The sequence below is a fragment of the Leptolyngbya sp. FACHB-671 genome, assembly GCF_014695745.1.
In the GTDB taxonomy this organism is placed as follows: Bacteria; Cyanobacteriota; Cyanobacteriia; order Elainellales; family Elainellaceae; genus JAAUTN01.
The window spans coordinates 1-17,827 of the sequence record NZ_JACJOV010000166.1 but is presented as its reverse complement, the minus strand read 5'-3'; the positions used below and the strand labels follow the sequence as shown (position 1 = coordinate 17,827).

The window sequence follows — 17,827 nt, the reverse complement described above, 5'->3', positions numbered from 1 at the left end:
ATAAGGAATGAGTGATCTCGATCGATGCCCATAACACTGCACCATGACAAACAACCCAAACTTTGATGGCAACCAAGAAACAGCATGATGTCCCTGGTCTCGCAATAGGTCAACTTTAAGGTTCCCCTTCTCTAGACTTAACTGACAGCTAACAACTTAACGGATTAACGGAGCTACTAATTAATTGAAGCTTTTTCCCAAGGTGTTTGCCCAGTTTCCCTTGCTCTTGCTTCTGAGGTTGCTGCATTTTCCAGAAGGTTCCTCACATCTGCCAATGATTCAGGTGATAGCCAGTCTTCTTGGCTGAAAATGGTGGACTGGCTCGGATCCCCCCCTGTTTTTTGACTACATACCTGGGGGGGTAATCCAAGCGCGGAGTCGTTTTGAGCAAACTTTTCTCGCCTTGCTTTTCGACGCTCCAGGATGTCAGTTATCCGCTGCCAGTGGTCAGCATCAAGACGATAAACCCGTAGCTTCTCTCCTTTGTGCCCCTCTACTGAGCGTGACCACCGCGAAACAGTTTTCACACCCATCTGGGATAGAAGCTGGTGAACGATTTGGGTGTCACTCACCTTTGAACTAACGGTGAAGTTCAAGGCAACTTTGACTTGTGTAGCTAACTGTCTTGCGGTGCTCGCCACCTCTTGTAGGTCATATTTAGTCCACTCTCGCTCTGGGTTCAAAAACGTCTCTAACCCAAGCTTTGCCCTGAGCGCGCGACGCAGTTCAGAGCCACTGATATCCCAGGGGCAAATCCCGCGATTCCAAGATGCCTGCTTTTGCAATGTTTTTGCAGTGAGGTCAATTGTCATGCCGGGGTAGAGCTGCGCTTCTAAGCTGAGCAGTTCCCCCCGTCGCCGCCCTTCGTCATCCCACAAGACATCATCCAAAGTCAGGCTATCCAGGCAATAGAAATCAGCCAGGTAGAACCGTGAAACGGCTAAATTTTCTTCTGGGCTTAAGGTTTCGCGCTGCTCAAGTAGAAGGATTTCAGAGTAAGTGAGCTGGGGGGCGTTGATCAGTGCCACCGCGTCCATCTGCCTCAGCTCGTTTTTTGCGTCTCGCAGCAGTTCTTTAACAACACTGTTAGAGCGATGATCTTCAACCTGAACCCGATTTCCTTCATACTTTAGCCGCACCAGTAGAGCAGTATTCAGGCTGTGCATTGAGAAATTCTGCGCTGCACTAATCCGGCTAAACAAATTGACGTGTGGGTCAGCTTGCCAGTCGTAGCTGGAGATCGCCTCAACAGTATCTTCCCTCAGTCCAGAGCGGACCAATCTGACTGTGGTACTTGTCCTTGATTGCAGGTGGGATTTCACTTCAAGCGCATTGGTTGAGCGGCTAACCTTGCTGAAATTGAAGCCGCGCTTGGCACACCAGACAATCCGCTCAACAGATTCTCTGACCCGTCCTAGCGCCTGAGCCATGTCAGCATCAGTGGAGCTGCCGCCTGTGAAAATTCCAAAGACTTGGCTGATAACGCCTTGAGTTTCAATGCTCACTCCCGTTGCCATTGACGGAGAGGCAATAATCACGTCATACTCGCCCCGCTTCAGGACAACATCAGGGCTTTGAATAAACTCCCGTTCACACTCGCTGCCGCTGGTTTCAGAATTGATTAGCAGTACACGCTTTTGGGGCAATTCTTTGGCAATTAGACGGGTGATCGCCTTCCCCTTGTTGTCGGTGCAAACCATCAGCACCTTGCCAGCTTCTAGTTGTTGCATAGCCTGGAGTAGCTCGCCGATAATGGTGGTCTGGTCAGAAGACTGAATAAACCGTACCGGGTAGCCCGTGGGGGTGTAATCGTTGCGGATGAGGAAAACAGGCAAATCGTCCCCTCGCAAATCCTGAATGTAGTTGAGCGTCGCATTGTCTAGATCAGCGTCAGCCAGCAGGACCCGCCGCGCTGCTTGAATCAGTTCTCGGAAACGGGCTAGCAATGCAGGGCGTTTCCCCTCCTTCTGACAGGTCGAACTGGTCAATAAATGGCGAACGACTTGCACCACTTCATCTAGAATCAAATCGCACCCTGCAAAGCGGCTAGGGTCGATTGCAAGCAGGCTATCAACGCACAGCCCAACCCGCAGCGTGTAGGCACAACCGTTAATGAATTCTCCGGCTACCTTGTCCAGATCACCCCGATAGCCCAGCTGTAAGCGATCGCAAAGGTTCCGCATCAGCGCAGTCCGGTGCCCTGCTGCAATCACTTTTTCAGCACCGCCAGTAACCGATCCGAGAAACTTCGTTTTACCTGATCCCTTCGAGGAGGCAATGGCAATAATTCCCTGCTCTGGGAGATTCGCTATCTGCAAAGTGCTTAAATCAGCCGTGCTAACTCGCAGCGCCGCACTGTAGGTCAGGCGGTTTTCTAGCCGCTGCCAGATCCTCCAGTGTTCGAGTGGGAGGGACCCGTCGTGCGCCTGGTGCCAGGCATCCGCGCCGCGAGTTGCGATCAGGTCATCTACGCCCTTCGCTTTGCCCTGCTCACCATCCCAACTGGCGATCGCTACATCACAGCCAGCAGCCTTCACCAAACTGCCGAATCGAGTCAGGGCCGTGTTAACCCGTCGCTGAGTTTTGAACTTTTCATCCTGGTCAAAGGCAAGGCAGGTTCGCCGTCCTGCTATAGCAAATCGCTCTAAGTCAGGAATGAGGGAGGGATCAATAGGGTTTCCTAAGCGATCTTTGGTGGAGTAGCCCCCATTGACCCCGTAGAGAGCGATCGCCACATAGCCCAAGCTGAGGAGCGAGAGTGCCTTTTTAGCTCCCTCAGTAAAGACGACGGGAATTTCTGGATGATTCTCTAGCCACTGCCAGAAGGAACCGTCCAGGGGCACTTCTACCCCAAACCTGGCGCTGATCCGTTGCCTGATGCTTGTGGGAACAGGAGGAAAATAAGCCCTTGACCCGTTGCCTACGGGAGTTTCATACTTCTGCTGTTTGCCCTTCTTAGTGTCCCATCTAGGATTACTAAGCTTTGCCTGCCAGGCTGAGCCATCCTCATTAAGAATCAGTGCTGCCTGAAAAGACTCTTTGACCTGATACCCAAACCGTGTGTATTGCCAGTTCAGTGCTTCATGAATGGGTGTAAAGACATCACCTGCTTCTGTTGTCTCAACGTCGCAGACGATGGATACGGCAGCGTGATAGAGTTCAGGGTCAATTGCTGATCCGTGAACGAACTCCTGCTCAATCTTGTGGCTAAACCGCTCAAGTAATGGCGTTAAGGGCTTCGATGCAGGGGCGAGTGCTACTCCAGGTTTGCTTTGAGGAGTTATCTTGCAACCCCTTTCCTGAGTAGGTTTAAATGTCTCTCTATACCTTAGTTTCTGTGGGTCGGTCTTCTCGACGATTCTGAAGTTTGCATCATAAGAAATTTTCATTGTCGGCTACCCTGTGGTGTTGGATGGGAGCCGAGCCGTCACGTTGCTTTGAATTCAGGTCTCTTACACCCTGAGGGTCAGGGTGGCAAAAAGGTAGTTTTTTGCTAATATCGACATGGAAGCATTCTCCGGAATCCATCTGGAACTCACGGAATTACGTGCATCCACTAAAGAAAAAAGCATAGACAATTCTTGCCTGCTAGACATCTAGTAGTGCTAAGAGACCGGAACCGGGACGTTGGTGAACTCAAATTTGCATCGCTTAGTTTGGCGACTTCTGGGATGCAGTTTGAGCAAGCGGCTCGGTTTTTGGTTTTTAAATTTTCTTTTAGCCTTTCATAGCACCTGCTATTAGGGGCTTTGTACGTTTAGTGTTTGACCCTTTCCTCCCTAATCATCAATCAAATCTTGTAGTTCCCACTGAAGGGTTGCGAGTAGCGCAACTAGTTGTTTCGGCGGCAGCTTTGGAGTGTGCTTGCCGTTCTCCCAGTTAGTCACTGTGTTTTCAGTGACCTCACAGGCAACAGCAACTTTATGCCGAGAAAGACCAAGCATCTCCCTCCTTTGTCGCATCCGTTGCCCTAGTGTAGCTTTCACAACAGTGGTCATAAGTTAACTTGTCCCATTTTGCGTGATTGTAGCAGAGATCTAACACAAGCGATCGCTTTAAATTTCTCGTTGAAATGATTACTCTCATTTCTTAAGAATGTTTCGTTCTCTGTTCACCAGCGGTTGAGCCAAAGGAGCTAAGATGCCAGTTTGCCAATTAGCAAATTAATGGTTTGCTGTTGTGCTGCTGATAGTTGCACCATCTGTTGCACGTTGGTGGCTTGCATTTTTGCAACTTCCCGGTCAGCTTCGATTGCCTGAAGGATTTGTTGCATCGTTCCCTTCATTTGGGTAAGTCCTGAATTAAACTCACTCACCTGAGAAGTAAGCCTGTCAATGGATTCAACAACCCGATCCAAGCGTTCGGTTAAACGCTGGTCGAGGGTGTGAATTCTTGCCTCTGTCGCTTCCAGTTGGGCTTGAATTATGTCACGTGCCATATCAGTCTTTCCTCTAACCACACTAATTATCTTGCTCTCGCCGCCTCACTTACCAGCTCTAACTACGAGGTTTGTTGTCAGTTTGACTTCTGGGAAAGTTCGACAAGGAATAAGCTCGTCGCCGACAAATTCCTGCTTAACGTATCCATATCCCTGCAAAGTGTAGACGATGGTCTTTACTCCTTTGCCTCGATCACAGTGCTTTTCAGGAATTTGACCTCCATAGTCAATGACCCAGTACTCGGGTACTTCCAAATGGGCATAAGCAAGAACTTTTCTCTTCAAGTCCTCACCCCAATTGCTTGAAGCAATCTCGACAATCATGTGTGGTGTGGTGTGAATACCTTTTGTTTGAGACTCCTCCTCAGTCTGAGGTATTGTCACGATCGCCAAGTCTGGTCGTCTGCCATCTGCCAAGTTTCTACCAGGCACTTTAATTGCAGTGTTCCGAACAGGTTCCCAAGGCAACTCCAACCGCTCGATTTCATCTCCAAATGTCAGATCCAGATACCGAGCAATCCTCTGATGCAACCGAGATGGTTCAGACATTGCTATAAGCGAGCCATCAATAAGCTCATACAGGTTCTCTGTCCCAGTGTCATAGTCTAGGAACTCTTCAAAAGTTAAATGCGGTTGAAGTTGAATGGCACTCATAGCGATCGCCTCACTTACCCTTTGTTTGTTGCTGTCGTTCCCTTGCTTGCAACGTAACCTGTTTCGGATGCCCTCTCCAAAGCCTGACAGCATCTTTGTTGATACGTTCAACCAGTTCGATCCATTCGTCCATGAGGTATTCATCATCGATTGGCTGAGCGAGGTCGAACCGCTCATCTTTCAAAACTGCAATGATGTGCAAGCCGGTGGTAAAGGTGCAGAATTTTAACTGAGGCTCATAACCCATTGATTTAAGTAAATCTAGCGCTGCCATTGGGTTAGGGGTTAGGGTCAAGTCAACCAAAAGCATAATTTGCCCTGGCTTTGCTCCAACCGGAAGGGTTGAGGTTTGAAGATTCTCGAGATCGATCATGAGTTTTCTCCTCCCTTAACAATTAGCTGAACCAGCAACGATACTGCTGATTTTGCCCGCTCCTAATCCTGCTGGGCTGTTGAACTCTGGCACGCGAAACTCCGTACTGCCGTGCCCTGCCTCTACATTCCCGATCTGCCTCTTCAGGGCTTGCCGTAATGATCGGCTCATCCCACTCTGAGACTACCTCTTCAGGCTTTTCGATAGGTGAGTAGTGTCTCCCTCCTGTTTGATTGTCTTCCCAAATGTAATAGGTAATTCCTCCGATCCCAGCAACCCCAAGCCAAAGGCATCCTGCTCCCGTGTCACAAATTGCCGGGGGGGTGGGACTTGCTGGGTTTGCTCTCGTAGGTATGGCAACAGACACCACAAAGGCTACTACCAGGGCGATTGCTGCAAAAGGTTTGCTTCTCATGGCGATCGCCTCAGATCTGCCGTTGCAACAGGTCAACGAGCTTTGATACGCTCTCAGCCTGTCGTGCTGCCGTCTCTGCCTGCTGCTGGCTTGTGTCTGCAATTCGCTCTATTTGCAGCTCCAGCCGCGTCAAATTCTCGGTGAACCGTCCGATCTGATCGGTGATGGCTTCCAAGTTTTCGGCAACGCGATCCAACCTACTAGTTAACCGCTGATCGAGGTCGGTAATTCTCACGTTGGTAAGCTCCACTGTCCTCTAAATTTGACTGACCTTAAGTTCAATCCCGCCTGGTGGCTCTTTTGGTGGCATTGCGATCGCCTCACTCTTCTTCACTACTGCCGTTGCCATTGGAACGGTTGCCATACATCTCTTCAATCATTCGCCGCATTTCAGCACGGTCTGCATCTGCTTGTTCTACGTGTGAGAAAAACATCTGGGTTAAGTCCTCGATGTGTTCACTAGTGCGCTGTCCTGACTCCTCAAGCAGCCGTCGCGTTTCAGCGAGTGCGTTGCTGTTAGCTTCGATCGCCCTAGCATTAGATGCAATCTGCTGATCAGTTAACTCAGCCCGCCGTGCAATCTGCTGATCAGTTGTCTCAGCCCGCAACGCAAGCTGCTCCAAAATTCGCTCAATGCGGTCTAACCGCGATGGTTCTGATTGAGTCATGGCGGTCGCCTCACTTGCCTTGCTCTACATCGGGATACTTGTCTTTGTATTTTCGCTTAACAGCCACTTCAACTAAAAACCCAGCCAAATTCGCTGTCGGTCTACCTTCACCGTCAGCCCATTTCTCAAGGTCTGCGTAAACTTCGTCTGGGACAGTAATCGAAAATCTTTTGCTCACGGATTCAGGCTGATTCACTTTACCTCCATATCGTATCTGAGTGAACTGAATCGCTTTCTAATCGAAGCGAAATAGAATCGAAAAAGATGTTATTCGATTCTATTTCGATGCTAACATATGATCGGCAACGGACAGCAAGCGAACACGCAACGAACGTAGAAAAATAAGCGGTCGCCCCTCCTTCCGTTGCCTCTGAGCTGGCTTCAAAATCAGTAATTGCAAAGCTTTTAGCAAATGAAAACAGGAGAAAAGACAGCATGACTTCAGCGTTGTCTAAGTCCACAAAAGGGACACTTAGCGAACGTTCAGAGAACACGGGGCTAATTCGTCCCTTAGTCTGCTTCGACGGTGGCAACAGAACGCTGCAATGGCTTGATCCTTGCGGTCAAGTTCGCAGCATTCCGGCATTCATCAAGCACTTTGACCCAAGCTGGCAAGACATGCAGCCAGATGATCAAAGCGTGGTGATTGAGTTTGAGGGGGAGCATTTCGTTTTGGGTGCCGTGGCCCGTGACAATGCAGGAATTCCAGTCGTTCAGGATGATAAGTGCCAACTGGCGCGAAAGCTTGTCCTGGCTGCCTTAGAGCCAAATCTAGGGCAGAACACAGTGCGGGTAGAGAGACTAGCGATCGCCCTTCCGACCAGCCGTTCTGAGCTAGCCGTCAAGCAGGTCAAGGCGATCGAGGGTATCCACGAGTTCACGCGCAACGGTGAGTCTGTCATTGCCACTGTTCGCAAGGTTGAACCGATTGATGAAACTCTTGCGGCTTACAGGTGGGCATCGCTCCATCGGCTATACAGCAGCAGGCAGAACATTAATGGTGTTCTGGATTTAGGCGGTGGAACTGGTATCGGCAGGCTTTACAGCGTCTCTGGATCACTAATGCGAGATGCAGACCTGATTTTGCCGGGAACTAAAGAACTAGCAATCAAAATTAGCGTTCGCCTCAATGCTCAAATCGGAGCATCCGCCCCACTTGCCGCAATCATGGACGGCGTTGAGCGCGGCGACTATGAACTGGGAACTTCCGGTATTAACTTCCGAGCTGCCTTTGAAAATGCTCGTGCTGAGTGGCTGGATGAGATTCGAGGTGAGGTCAAGACTCGCTGGGGGCGCTGGCTTAGCTCCGGTGAACTGGGCGAGGTTCTCATCATTGGCGGTTCAGCGCCACTTGCAGAACCATTGCAAGCAGCGACAAAGGGACGCTTCAAGATTGTTCCTGATCCGCAGTTCATCAGCATTCTGGGCATGGCAAGACTGTGAGGGCGAAGTAATGGCAAACTCCCGCATCGTACTCGACCCAGACATTAGAGCCGTCGTTGACCAAATTCAGTCTAAAACCAGAACTGCAAGCCCCTCGCAGGCGATCGCCCTGATGGTTTCTCGGTATGGCAGGCACCTAATCGAGACTTGGGAGCTTGACCCAAATCGATACCCAGATCCGTCTCCATCTAGCTCCTACTCAGCGGCAGAGCCGCCAGCGATTGCCCCTGCTGCTGAATCTGCGTCTACCGATTTCCGATTCACAGAACCTATCGAGCTATGAACCAGCAACTCAAACTCGCTGCCGCTCTATTCCTCCGAAACCTCAACAGCCAAGCCCCAATTGAGCTGGTTTTCGCTGCGCTGCTGGCACTCGCCATCTTCCCGGCGATGGTCATCGGGTCAATTTTTCTACTGATGTTCGGGCTAGCCAAACTGTTTCGAGGACTGATCAACGATTAACCAGCCGCCTCTCCACCACAGATCAACGGCTGGCAACTCCCACAAACACCGAATTCATAGGAGATTCCTTCATCATGGCTCACAAAGCAGAATTACTCGGATATCAAGGCGCTACAGGCGATTTTTTTGACACTCTTCAGGAGCTTTACGGTGTAAGGCTGGAAGCTCTCAACGTAGATGAAAAGCTGCTCCTTTTGACCAGCATCTTTGCCTATCACCTCAACAGCACCGGCGAGACGATGGAGGATGTCTGGAAGCCAAATAGTGATAGCCCTCGCTCCATCGAGATGTTTGGCATTTTGAAGGGACTTGAAGCGTTCGAGCCGTTTCGTCAATTCGCCTTTGCTGAGGCGCTACTGAACCAGGTTAAATCGTCCTACAGGCTGCACGAGCAATTCTTTAAGCAGCTCAAAAAGGCAGGAGTCGAGGAAGCGTTAGCGGCTCAGGTTGCCACAATCCTGGCATCTGGCGGCGATCGCACCGAAGCAGAGTGTGAACTAGTGAGTGAAGCCTGGGAACAAGTTTCCCAGGTTGATGAGCGGCTCGCTAAGCGGATTGAGCAGGCAATGGGGCAGGAGTAGACGCATGACTCACCAGTTCTACGCCCGGATTAGTGCCGGGTGCCTCGCTACAATCCTGCTCCTGATTGGGATTGCCTACGTTAAAACATCCCCATTCGGTGACTTAATCAACGATCGCCTGGAAGCGGCAAGGGAGCGACAAGATGGCTAAATTTACAGCGAATAAACCGGGTGGTTCTACCCCTTCTAGCCCTACTGACACGAGGGGGAAGAGTGAGTTTGATGAGCCTGAATTAAAAGGATGGGAAGGGTTAGACGCTGCTCTAGATGCCATGCACGATGTGCTTACCCTTCTCCCTCACATTTACCTGTGGGTGACCGGCCGGGGGGCAGCGATTTTGTACGGGATTGCCACCATCTACTTTGTGTTTGTGTCAGCTGAAGGCTACTGGCAGGTGCTCGATCCCGGTGCCCCTAGCTTTGTGCTGAAGCCCTATGGCGGCGATGATGCCAATCCTCTAGACATTGTTGTTGCTGCCCTTTCCATCAGCTTCTGGTTCTCGTTCCTGTTCAGTGCTGTCATCAACGCCATTCAAGCACGGGTATTCAGAGGCATTGCGATCAACATTGCCAAGCAGCGGTTGAGGGAGGTAGAGAGTGAGGTTCTGCCGGACAAGCCAAAAAAGGCGATCGATATTGTTGGTGTGCGGTGGAAGCAATACAAACGAGCCGGGATGTTAGAGATTCGCAAACAAGGCTTTGTGATCCTCTCTACCTATGCCGTGGACATCATCATGAGCTATCAAAACCATCCCTTCGGCTACTGGTTTGGAGTTACCCTCTCCCGCCTGGTCTGGTTCATTCTGTCGGTTGTGGCGGCTGAGCTGTCAGGCTCTATGTTCTGGGATGCGGTGGAGGACTTTAACCGCACTCGCAAGACCAAGACTGCTGATTAATTTGTTGAACGGAGCGGGGGAACCCGCTCTTACTTAATGCTTTTAGAGACTAACGCCGATGAATTTTGAAGACTACTTACTTCAGGGGAAGATCTTAGACGCGCTGCGCTACCGGGTTGGAGTTTTGCAGCACACCGCCGACAAAGAGCGCAGCAATTGTGATGGGGCAAGACTCGTCAGCTTAGGGGCGATCGCCATCTCCCTGCCGTTCGTGGCTCCACTGCCAGGAGTGGGAGTGATGGCTGGTATTGCTGGGTTTAGCTACCTGGGCACGGTTTGGCGAGACTTTCAAACCTCTGGCAAGCTCTGTCTGCTGCCGGGAAGTCGAATTGGTGCAGGGGACATTCTGAGCATCTTTGGACTGGCAGGGGAGGAGGTATCACCCAGAGAGCAGCAGCTGATGAAGGTGATGGATTTTCTGCCCTATGAGCAGCGGGTTGAGTATGCCGTCCTGGTCGATGATGAACCGGCGATCGCTGACCTATTGAAACGCTTGCCAGCGCAAGACAGGCTTGCAGGCTATGCCTACATGGTGCGGCGAATGGCTTTAGGTGATGTCAAAGCACTGGACTTGGTTGAGGTGAAGGCGGCGATCTCAGCAGAGGCGGCTGAAGCAGCAGAGCCAAGTGATTCGGTTCCACCTACCCAACTTCAGCCACCAGGTGCAGTGCTGCCAGCCGTCGGAGCAGACAAAGAAGGTGATCTCGAAGAGATATCCGCAAGGGGTCGCCCTGCCGTGAATCTTGCCCTCAATCCAGAAATCAACGTTCACAATCATTTGGGGCGTTATGGCAGCGCTGCTCCAAAAACTGCATCTCCCGCGCAGGCTTACCGGCAGACAGAGGCACCTGACCTAACCATCTACCTAGATGTAAGGGAACGGATGAAGGCACTGTTAAAGGCAATGGCGCAAAGTGGTTGTCCGCTTGGAACACTGCTCAATCAACCCTTTTGCTGGTTTTGGGGTAATAGTCAGAGCGGAAAGACCACTCTTGCGACTCTGCTGGCGATCGCTCGCATGGGCATGGGGCATGAAATCGGTTACTTTTCAACGGATAGCGATGTGGCTCCGCTGCACTGGGCACGAATGGAAGACTCTCCCGAAGGCTATTCTTTCGCCCTAGATGACGTAGCACGACGCATCAGCAAAGCTCCAAAAGGTTCCCTGAAGGGCGAGGGCTGGGTGTTCGACGAAATGTTTGCCGCTTATGGCACCTACGAACTGGAGCTGAACCCCCTGCTCAATGCTGCCTTGATGAAACTAGCTAAGACCTGTGGGACGCTGATTGGCATCAGCCAAGTAGACACCAGCGGCGCACATGGACTGAAGAACATTGACGCAGCCTGGCGATCTGAGCGGGTCAGCATCCAGGCAATTCATGAGGAGGACGAACTGGGCGACCGCAGTCCAACCGGTCGCTACATCGTGACTCGCGGGGATGAATCGTTTGAGTGGAGCATCCCTGAATGGATGCTCACCGAGCTAAATGAGTGGGGACACCCTGATCCGGTCGTGTGGCTCCTAAACCGCTTTCCTGAACTATGTAAAGGTCAATCTAACACCCAGCCAACGCAACATTTAGAGGCAGTTGTAGCCCCATTGGGCGAGCCTGAAGATAGCGCAGATGGATTTAGTTTCAATGCATCTGGATACGACTTGGAAACGCTAGAAAAGCTGTTTGAAGAGGTAATCTGTGAGCCTGAATCAATCACTCAAACTGCAACTGGAACCGATGAACAAATCCTCATTGCATGGTTCGAGAAACATCCCGATCAGTTCTACACGAAGCGGCAAATTGTACAGATGAAAGTCAAACTCTCTCAGCCTGACCAGCTAGAAGAACAGTTAATCAAGCTCGTAAAAGATGGCTGGCTAGAGGTCGAGGAAACAGCACAGACAACAAAATTCAAGTGGTTGCCCGACTAATTTAACTAACAAGAACTGAGGGGGTGTAGACAGGTGTAGAAGGTGTAGACGACATCCTGAGAAGTGCCAAAAAGGGGCGTAGACAGTCCCTTTTCTACACCTACACCTCCTACGTCTACACCTTCTACACCTTGTCTTAAACCTTTGCACAGCAGGGTTCCTACACCTTCTACACCCTCTGTCTACACCTTGTCTACGCCGTAGAAGGTGTAGACAGCCTCTTTCTACACCTATCTACACCTTGGAAAGACAAAACCCCCTGCTACAAAAGCAGGGGGTTTCTATTAGGAAATAGTTTAATGCCCAATCAACAAATTATTCGCAATTATATGATACTGATTAGCTATAACATGATGGTCAACTGCTAATACAAAGGCTTCTACTGAATCCTTTGGGGACTTGTATGCAGCATCTACGGCATCATGCATTCCCTGTGCAGACTGCTGCATCAGTTCAACGCAGTTCTCTACCTGCTTTCTCTGCGCCTCACTAATGCGTCCAGCTTGCCTGAGGTTATTTGCCGTATTTCGTACTTTTTCTCCATGTTGTTGTACATGCAAAGCATGTTTCCTCGCAACTTGAAGCGTTTCATTTGAGATTTCACGCATCAGACTAATCTTGCTGGTTCAACCGATCCTTCTCTAAGGTTAACGAAAACAATCACCACACCCACAAGACCTATCATCGCGTCTGACACAACACCCTGTAGTGCCTAACTTTCTCCAGGGGGGGTGAATTGCTGGAGAAGGCTATAAAAGAAAAAACAATGTGAAGCATAGTTGTGTATAGAAAGCAACAAACTAAAGTAACACCAATTCTATCCCTTAGACGTAAGTCTCACCCACTGGACTCTTGCTTGAATTAATGAAATTGCATCTGTGTTGCAGAATATTGCATTAGTGCAAGATTTCTTTACCTACTTATCGGCTGTCGGTTTTGAGTCTTTATACCCTTGTAACCATGAAAGATACCTTCTTCAAATTGGCTTGCCGAATCAGGTCTACGGATATCATAGCCAAAAGCGCTGATTTTCATGATTTAGGAACCCTTGAGCAGCAGGTTGCAGCGCTTAATGCAGAACGAGGTCAGACTCATGAATATTTTGTTGAGAGCGTAAAACTAAACGCTCTACTGCCTTGGGAAGTAACTGCACTAGCAGAAAGAGGAATGATTAGCTTAGAGCAGCTAGAGCGGTATTCAAAGACAGATGCTTACCGCGAGCACACTCCCTGCCTCAGAGAATTGATTCAAAGAGTATAAGTCAAAGGATGCTAAGCCATAATAAGGCTGGAATCCCATAGTCCGCCATAAATACTTAGTGCAATGCCAGCTCCGAGTTGATAGGGGCTGGTATTGTGCTATCAAATCTTGCTAGCGGACATCTCCAACACAGCTTGTAGCAATTCATCGGGGTCAACAGGTTTAGCCAAATACTGCTGAAAACCTGCTGCAAGTGCTTGTTGCTGGTCTATTTCCCTAGCATTAGCAGTTAGGGCGATCGCTGGCGCTTGCCCTCCTTGCTCAACCGTCAACCCTCTGATTTGACGGATCAACATGTACCCGTCTTGGTTGGGCATTCTGATATCACTGATTAAGATGTCAGGTTGCTGTTCCAGGAAGGCTTGAAATGCGTCATTCGCTGAGCTAACTGCGGTTACGCTTGCACCATAAGTCTCAAGTAGAAATGCGAAAAGTTGAAGGTTGTCATTATCGTCATCGACAACTAGCACCTTCAATCCATCCAGCCTAAAATCAACATCGAGAGACACAGACCAGGAACCTTGACGGATTTTGTGGAGAAACTTCGATATTCCCACAAAATCCGTCATTGTCGCCCAGTAAGCTTAAGTACCTCTTGAACCAACTCATCTGGGTCTAGCGGCTTGGACAAAAAATGATGAAATCCGGCTCTCAACGCTCCCTGGGCATCAACTTCTCCAAGGTAGGAAGTTACACCAATAGCTGGGAGTTCGCGACATGTTCCCTCTACCTGTCTAATTCGCTCAATTAACCAGCTTCCGTCCTCATCAGGTAGCCTAACGTTGCTGACCAAAACGTCTGGTTGCCGCTGCTTTAACTGATTTAGTGCTTCAGTAGCAGAACCGGCTGGGATGATTCTGGCTCCGTTCCCCTCAAGAATGAACGTGAGCAGTTCTGCCAGTCCAGGCTCATTCTCGACCAAAAGCACTGTCAGTCCTGCTAACAAGGACTTTTGAAAAGAAGGCTTGTCTTCTATATTTTGCATAGTCGTAGCAGCGAACACAATTACTTTCATCAACGCTGATAAAGCATTCTCCTTATCTCTCTCATTTGACGGAGATCGCAAAATGCTGGGTTAGAGATTGTGTTTAGACGCAGGAGAGCGATCGCCCCTACTCCTAAACCCAAATATCAACGTGTGAATTCCCCTCGTTGTCATACCAGATGTTCTGGCTCTCAAAATATTTGATGCCAACATAGGAAATGCCCAACATTAGCAGCGCCATTACCGCGCAGGGAATTAATACTCGCTTCCAGTTCACAGTAGGCACCTTAAAGATGGGGTCAGAGGGACCAGATGGAGAGGGGGCGATCGCGTGGCACTTAAATGCAGCTTCGCTACCCCTTTACGACACAAAGGCTTGTAATCCTCAGTCCGTCAGTCATCTGGCTCTTTTCGCCCACGACATCTACCGTGAGATTCTCGTCATTTGTGGAGAGACGCACCATCGCTAGTGAGCTTTTCTTCACTGAGAGTTTCGTTGCTTCTTATCGCCTGCCTGACTAGCTCAGCTCTCTTGCTAGCTTCCTGCAATTTTTGCCGCAAAAGTTCTGCTGGACCACTATCGTTTGCTTCATAAAGATGCTCAGCAAGATAGTTCATCAATAATTCACTCTCTTCAATCCCGCGCAGCGTACTCCAAAGTGATGCCTCAATCGACTCTGTCACTTCTGTAAGCAGCGCATTCAGGGAATAAGCGTGCCCTGTATGGCAACGAAAGCGGACTAAGCCTCCGTCTTTAAGTTGTAGAAGAACCCCGTGACATTCAGGACAGGTATAGGGCGAAAGTTGCCCTAGCTTCATGATGCCTGACCTAAAGGCATTGTCTTCCCCTGCAATCGCGACCTCAAGTTTCATCTGTTCAGACACTGGCATTTCCTCCTTCTCTTGGTCAACCTCGTTGCTGAGGCGACCTAATAAAGCTCCCATCTCTTTAATTGGAACGCAGTAATCGACCGGTACCGCTTTCATCGCCTGAATTGGCATCGAGGGGTGAAGTGCATCAACTGGGTCTTGAACAACGGCTCTTCCACCTCGCTCCTTCACTGCATATAATCCAGATGCTCCATCATTGAGAAGTCCAGTCAGAACAACCCCTATAACCTGCGATCCATAAGCTAGAGCAGCGGAGCGAAACAAGACATCGACGGAGGGACGAAAGCGGTTCTCCTTAGGTCCTTTGGTTACCCGAACCTGACCGAGTTCAACGAGCAGATGGTGGTCAGAAGGAGCAACATAAATCCGTCCCGGTTGGATTGTCTCGTTATTAATTGCTTGTGCCACAGGCAGGGGGCTTACCCGCTCTAGGATTTGAGGCAGTATGTTTGTAGATTCTGGAGCAACATGCCAGACGATAAAGATTGCTGCCGGTAGGTTGGAGGGTAAATGAGCTACCAACTGTTTCAGCGCTTCCATCCCACCCGCTGAAGTTCCAACGACGACAATACTGTGCTTTGACACTTAATGTTCCTTGGCTAGACAGTTGAACTTGGAAAAGCTCAGTACTTCACCAAAGTAAGGCACGGCTATAAACTCAACTTTAGTCCTCATCTGGCAGATCCTTCAACCGTTGCAGCGTCTTAGTGGCTGCGCTGAAATCGCTGTAAAGGTAGGCAGATTATGAAACTACAAGCAGAAAATTTTATGAAGATATAGGTAATGCTTAATACGGCAAAACCGCGATCGCCCGCTGCTTATCACCCTCAGACGATGTTGTTGGCGAAAGTGTTATAAATATCTCTACAAGAATGTTACAAGCCTTATGGGCAATGAAATAGCAGTCATTTCGGCAGGTAATGTGTCATTACTAATTTTGCCTGACGATTTTTTGGATCAGTCAGCCACCATCGGGATTGGGTAATCTTGCACTAGCAGTCAGCCCTATCTCGTTCCTACCCGTAACCTTAAGCTTGCAGTCACTCATACTCCACCGCCGCGATCGGATAACCCAACAATACAAGCGAGGGCGCGTAACCTATACTGAGCAAGATGTTGCTAATGGCTCAAACCCACAGCCTGGGAACTTTTCCTAGCCTCCTTTCATGCAGAAAATTCAGAACAATGTCTAACCAAGCGTCTGATCGGCTTCAGCAAAACGCTGAAAGAATTATGCAAATGTGGGAAGCTCGGGCGCGCAACGAAGTCAGTGCATCACTGCATCAGGACTCTCTTGTTCTACAAGATTCGCTGCCTCAATTTCTAAACCAACTCGTGGCTGAACTGTCAGCTACCGGTGAAAGAACATCTGCCCAAGTCGAAGCCCATGAGGTAGAGAACACTCGGATTGGCAAACAACATGGACAGGAGCGAGCCGGGTATGCTGATTACTCGATGTCTCAACTCATCTTTGAGTACCACATCCTGCGTCAGGTCCTCTTTCAGGTGTTAGAGGAAGAAGCACCTTTAGAGCCGAGGGAACGAGACATCATTATTGACTTAATTGAGCAAGCCGTGAATGATGCCGCGACTCAATTCTCACAGACGCTCCAAGACATTCAAGAGCTGTTTATGGTGACGCTGACTCACGACCTTAGAGACCCAATCAATGTCGTCAAAATGGGAACTCAACTGACCCTGCGTCGGCTGGAACGAGGAGACAGCCACATGGATGTCGCGGTGAGGATGATTAGCGCGATCGACCGACTGGATTCGATGATTCAAAATCTGCTTGATGCAAGTCGGCTGCGGGCAGGGCAAAGCTTAAAGTTTGAATTTCAAGAATGCTGTTTAGATACGCTAGTTCAGGAGATTGTAGAGGATCTGAGATTCACCCATGGAGAGCGGTTCGTTGTGGTCTCCAATTCTGATGTCAAGAGCTATTGCAGCCGCAAAGAAATCCGGCGAGTCATTGAGAACTTGGCAATCAACGCTGTGAAATATGGTGCTCCTAACACACCGATTACACTCACGCTTGAGCAAACGGAAACCCACGTCAACCTGACTATCCACAATCAGGGTAATCCAATTCCTCCTGATGCCCAGTCGATCCTGTTTCAACAATTTCGTCGAGCCACCTCTGCCCAGGGACAAAAGGGATGGGGTTTAGGACTATTTCTGGCAAAGAGCATTGTTGAAGCACATGAAGGGACGATCACGGTTGAAAGCACCGAAGGCAAGGGAACAAGCTTTATCATCAAGTTCCCCAAAATTCTAGATCAGCAATGTGAGCTATAAAGGGGTGTAGTTAAACTCAGCGGAGCAGTCACCCACTCCGCTGAGTTTAACTACACCCCACAAACGACCAGAATTTTTCCGCTGCTAATATCAAGCCTAGTATGCCGCTGTTGCTCGATCCCGCGATCGAGGGTGCTTGTCGATCGTGCGGTGGTTCGTTGCGCCTTGCTGCTGCTGAGATTGCGCCCGTCGTCACGATCCAAATTGCCTCATTTAAGGAAAAGAGTGCGGCGCAAAACGTCGCACTCTTTTCCTTAAGTGGAGTTTTACATCACATCTCTAAACTGCGAGACTGCTTCGGTGTAGCGAATGGGCAGCACATATTCCAGGTTCTCATGGGGGCGCGCAATGATATGAGTTGACAGCACAGAGCCGCCCTGAACCCGCTTGACCGACTCAATGCCCGCGGCGATCGAAGCCTGCACTTCGGACACATTGCCCCGAACGATGACGGTGACTCGACCACTGCCGATTTTTTCATAGCCGACTAAGGTAACCTGAGCCGCTTTCACCATGGCATCCGCTGCTTCGACAAC

The 17,827-nt window shown here is 49.8% G+C and carries 25 protein-coding genes; 10 read left to right on the top strand and 15 right to left on the bottom strand.

What is annotated here, in order from left to right:
• Positions 1 to 176: 176 nt before the first annotated feature.
• From H6F93_RS32045 to H6F93_RS34425, 9 genes are all read right to left on the bottom strand, one after another.
• The gene (locus H6F93_RS32045; protein WP_190690076.1) at positions 177 to 3,389 is read right to left on the bottom strand and encodes a plasmid replication protein, CyRepA1 family; all 3,213 of its coding nucleotides are present in this window, start codon (positions 3,387 to 3,389) and stop codon (positions 177 to 179) included.
• A gap of 390 nt (positions 3,390 to 3,779) precedes the next feature.
• Positions 3,780 to 3,998, bottom strand: a complete 219-nt coding sequence (locus tag H6F93_RS32040) for a helix-turn-helix transcriptional regulator (protein ID WP_190690074.1) — start codon at positions 3,996 to 3,998, stop codon at positions 3,780 to 3,782.
• 137 nt (positions 3,999 to 4,135) lie between these two features.
• The gene (locus H6F93_RS32035) at positions 4,136 to 4,438 is read right to left on the bottom strand and encodes a hypothetical protein (protein ID WP_190690071.1); all 303 of its coding nucleotides are present in this window, start codon (positions 4,436 to 4,438) and stop codon (positions 4,136 to 4,138) included.
• A gap of 45 nt (positions 4,439 to 4,483) precedes the next feature.
• Positions 4,484 to 5,092 carry a Uma2 family endonuclease gene (locus H6F93_RS32030; RefSeq protein WP_190690068.1) on the bottom strand — a complete coding sequence of 203 codons (609 nt, stop codon included), beginning with the start codon at positions 5,090 to 5,092 and terminating at the stop codon, positions 4,484 to 4,486.
• A 10-nt stretch (positions 5,093 to 5,102) separates the two neighbouring features.
• A complete protein-coding gene (locus tag H6F93_RS32025) occupies positions 5,103 to 5,465 on the bottom strand; it encodes a hypothetical protein (protein WP_190690065.1) in 363 nt (120 codons plus the stop codon).
• 22 nt (positions 5,466 to 5,487) lie between these two features.
• On the bottom strand, positions 5,488 to 5,880 hold the full coding sequence (locus H6F93_RS32020) for a hypothetical protein (RefSeq protein ID WP_190690061.1): 393 nt from the start codon (positions 5,878 to 5,880) through the stop codon (positions 5,488 to 5,490).
• A gap of 10 nt (positions 5,881 to 5,890) precedes the next feature.
• Complete coding sequence (locus H6F93_RS32015; RefSeq protein WP_190690059.1) at positions 5,891 to 6,115, bottom strand: hypothetical protein; 225 nt, start codon at positions 6,113 to 6,115, stop codon at positions 5,891 to 5,893.
• Positions 6,116 to 6,200: 85 nt separating this feature from the next.
• A complete protein-coding gene (locus H6F93_RS32010) occupies positions 6,201 to 6,548 on the bottom strand; it encodes a hypothetical protein (RefSeq protein WP_190690056.1) in 348 nt (115 codons plus the stop codon).
• 10 nt (positions 6,549 to 6,558) lie between these two features.
• Positions 6,559 to 6,744, bottom strand: a complete 186-nt coding sequence (locus H6F93_RS34425; protein ID WP_347277390.1) for a ribbon-helix-helix domain-containing protein — start codon at positions 6,742 to 6,744, stop codon at positions 6,559 to 6,561.
• 239 nt (positions 6,745 to 6,983) lie between these two features.
• Between H6F93_RS34425 and H6F93_RS32000 the strand changes: the two genes are divergently transcribed.
• From H6F93_RS32000 to H6F93_RS31970, 7 genes are all read left to right on the top strand, one after another.
• A complete protein-coding gene (locus tag H6F93_RS32000) occupies positions 6,984 to 7,991 on the top strand; it encodes a ParM/StbA family protein (protein WP_190690055.1) in 1,008 nt (335 codons plus the stop codon).
• A 10-nt stretch (positions 7,992 to 8,001) separates the two neighbouring features.
• Positions 8,002 to 8,274 (top strand): hypothetical protein, encoded by a 273-nt coding sequence (locus H6F93_RS31995; RefSeq protein WP_190690051.1) that lies wholly within the window; start codon positions 8,002 to 8,004, stop codon positions 8,272 to 8,274.
• On the top strand, positions 8,271 to 8,453 hold the full coding sequence (locus H6F93_RS31990) for a hypothetical protein (RefSeq protein WP_190690048.1): 183 nt from the start codon (positions 8,271 to 8,273) through the stop codon (positions 8,451 to 8,453). Before H6F93_RS31995 ends, H6F93_RS31990 begins: the two co-directional genes overlap by 4 nt.
• Positions 8,454 to 8,527: 74 nt before the next feature.
• The gene (locus H6F93_RS31985; protein ID WP_190690044.1) at positions 8,528 to 9,034 is read left to right on the top strand and encodes a hypothetical protein; all 507 of its coding nucleotides are present in this window, start codon (positions 8,528 to 8,530) and stop codon (positions 9,032 to 9,034) included.
• A 4-nt stretch (positions 9,035 to 9,038) separates the two neighbouring features.
• Positions 9,039 to 9,185: a hypothetical protein gene (locus H6F93_RS31980; RefSeq protein WP_190690041.1), complete on the top strand. Its 147-nt coding sequence runs from the start codon at positions 9,039 to 9,041 to the stop codon at positions 9,183 to 9,185.
• Positions 9,178 to 9,930 carry a hypothetical protein gene (locus H6F93_RS31975; RefSeq protein WP_190690038.1) on the top strand — a complete coding sequence of 251 codons (753 nt, stop codon included), beginning with the start codon at positions 9,178 to 9,180 and terminating at the stop codon, positions 9,928 to 9,930. Before H6F93_RS31980 ends, H6F93_RS31975 begins: the two co-directional genes overlap by 8 nt.
• Before the next feature lie 58 nt (positions 9,931 to 9,988).
• Entirely contained in the window at positions 9,989 to 11,857 is a 1,869-nt protein-coding gene (locus H6F93_RS31970) for a hypothetical protein (RefSeq protein WP_190690036.1), read from the top strand.
• Positions 11,858 to 12,153: 296 nt separating this feature from the next.
• Here H6F93_RS31970 and H6F93_RS31965 read toward each other — a convergent pair whose 3' ends face one another.
• Positions 12,154 to 12,465, bottom strand: coding sequence for a hypothetical protein (locus tag H6F93_RS31965; protein WP_190690031.1), 312 nt, complete (start codon positions 12,463 to 12,465; stop codon positions 12,154 to 12,156).
• 352 nt (positions 12,466 to 12,817) lie between these two features.
• Between H6F93_RS31965 and H6F93_RS31960 the strand changes: the two genes are divergently transcribed.
• Positions 12,818 to 13,117, top strand: coding sequence for a hypothetical protein (locus tag H6F93_RS31960; RefSeq protein ID WP_190640770.1), 300 nt, complete (start codon positions 12,818 to 12,820; stop codon positions 13,115 to 13,117).
• A 101-nt stretch (positions 13,118 to 13,218) separates the two neighbouring features.
• Here H6F93_RS31960 and H6F93_RS31955 read toward each other — a convergent pair whose 3' ends face one another.
• Both H6F93_RS31955 and H6F93_RS31950 read right to left on the bottom strand, forming a co-directional pair.
• Positions 13,219 to 13,686, bottom strand: coding sequence for a response regulator (locus H6F93_RS31955; RefSeq protein WP_190690028.1), 468 nt, complete (start codon positions 13,684 to 13,686; stop codon positions 13,219 to 13,221).
• Positions 13,683 to 14,102 carry a response regulator gene (locus H6F93_RS31950; protein WP_190690026.1) on the bottom strand — a complete coding sequence of 140 codons (420 nt, stop codon included), beginning with the start codon at positions 14,100 to 14,102 and terminating at the stop codon, positions 13,683 to 13,685. The genes H6F93_RS31955 and H6F93_RS31950 overlap by 4 nt, the downstream gene beginning before the upstream one ends.
• Positions 14,103 to 14,320: 218 nt before the next feature.
• Here H6F93_RS31950 and H6F93_RS31945 point away from each other — a divergent pair, with 218 nt between their 5' ends.
• On the top strand, positions 14,321 to 14,572 hold the full coding sequence (locus H6F93_RS31945; protein WP_190640767.1) for a hypothetical protein: 252 nt from the start codon (positions 14,321 to 14,323) through the stop codon (positions 14,570 to 14,572).
• On the opposite strand, the gene H6F93_RS31940 is transcribed toward H6F93_RS31945, so the two are convergent.
• Complete coding sequence (locus H6F93_RS31940; RefSeq protein WP_190690023.1) at positions 14,544 to 15,578, bottom strand: chemotaxis protein CheB; 1,035 nt, start codon at positions 15,576 to 15,578, stop codon at positions 14,544 to 14,546. The two genes, H6F93_RS31945 and H6F93_RS31940, sit on opposite strands and share 29 nt — an antisense overlap.
• 600 nt (positions 15,579 to 16,178) lie before the next feature.
• Between H6F93_RS31940 and H6F93_RS31935 the strand changes: the two genes are divergently transcribed.
• Positions 16,179 to 17,291, top strand: coding sequence for a sensor histidine kinase (locus H6F93_RS31935; RefSeq protein ID WP_242043723.1), 1,113 nt, complete (start codon positions 16,179 to 16,181; stop codon positions 17,289 to 17,291).
• Between the two features lie 50 nt (positions 17,292 to 17,341).
• Here H6F93_RS31935 and H6F93_RS31930 read toward each other — a convergent pair whose 3' ends face one another.
• Positions 17,342 to 17,494 carry a hypothetical protein gene (locus H6F93_RS31930; protein ID WP_190690016.1) on the bottom strand — a complete coding sequence of 51 codons (153 nt, stop codon included), beginning with the start codon at positions 17,492 to 17,494 and terminating at the stop codon, positions 17,342 to 17,344.
• Between the two features lie 63 nt (positions 17,495 to 17,557).
• The coding region (locus tag H6F93_RS31925; RefSeq protein ID WP_190690013.1) for a carbon dioxide-concentrating mechanism protein CcmK at positions 17,558 to 17,827 on the bottom strand (270 nt) is incomplete at its 5' end.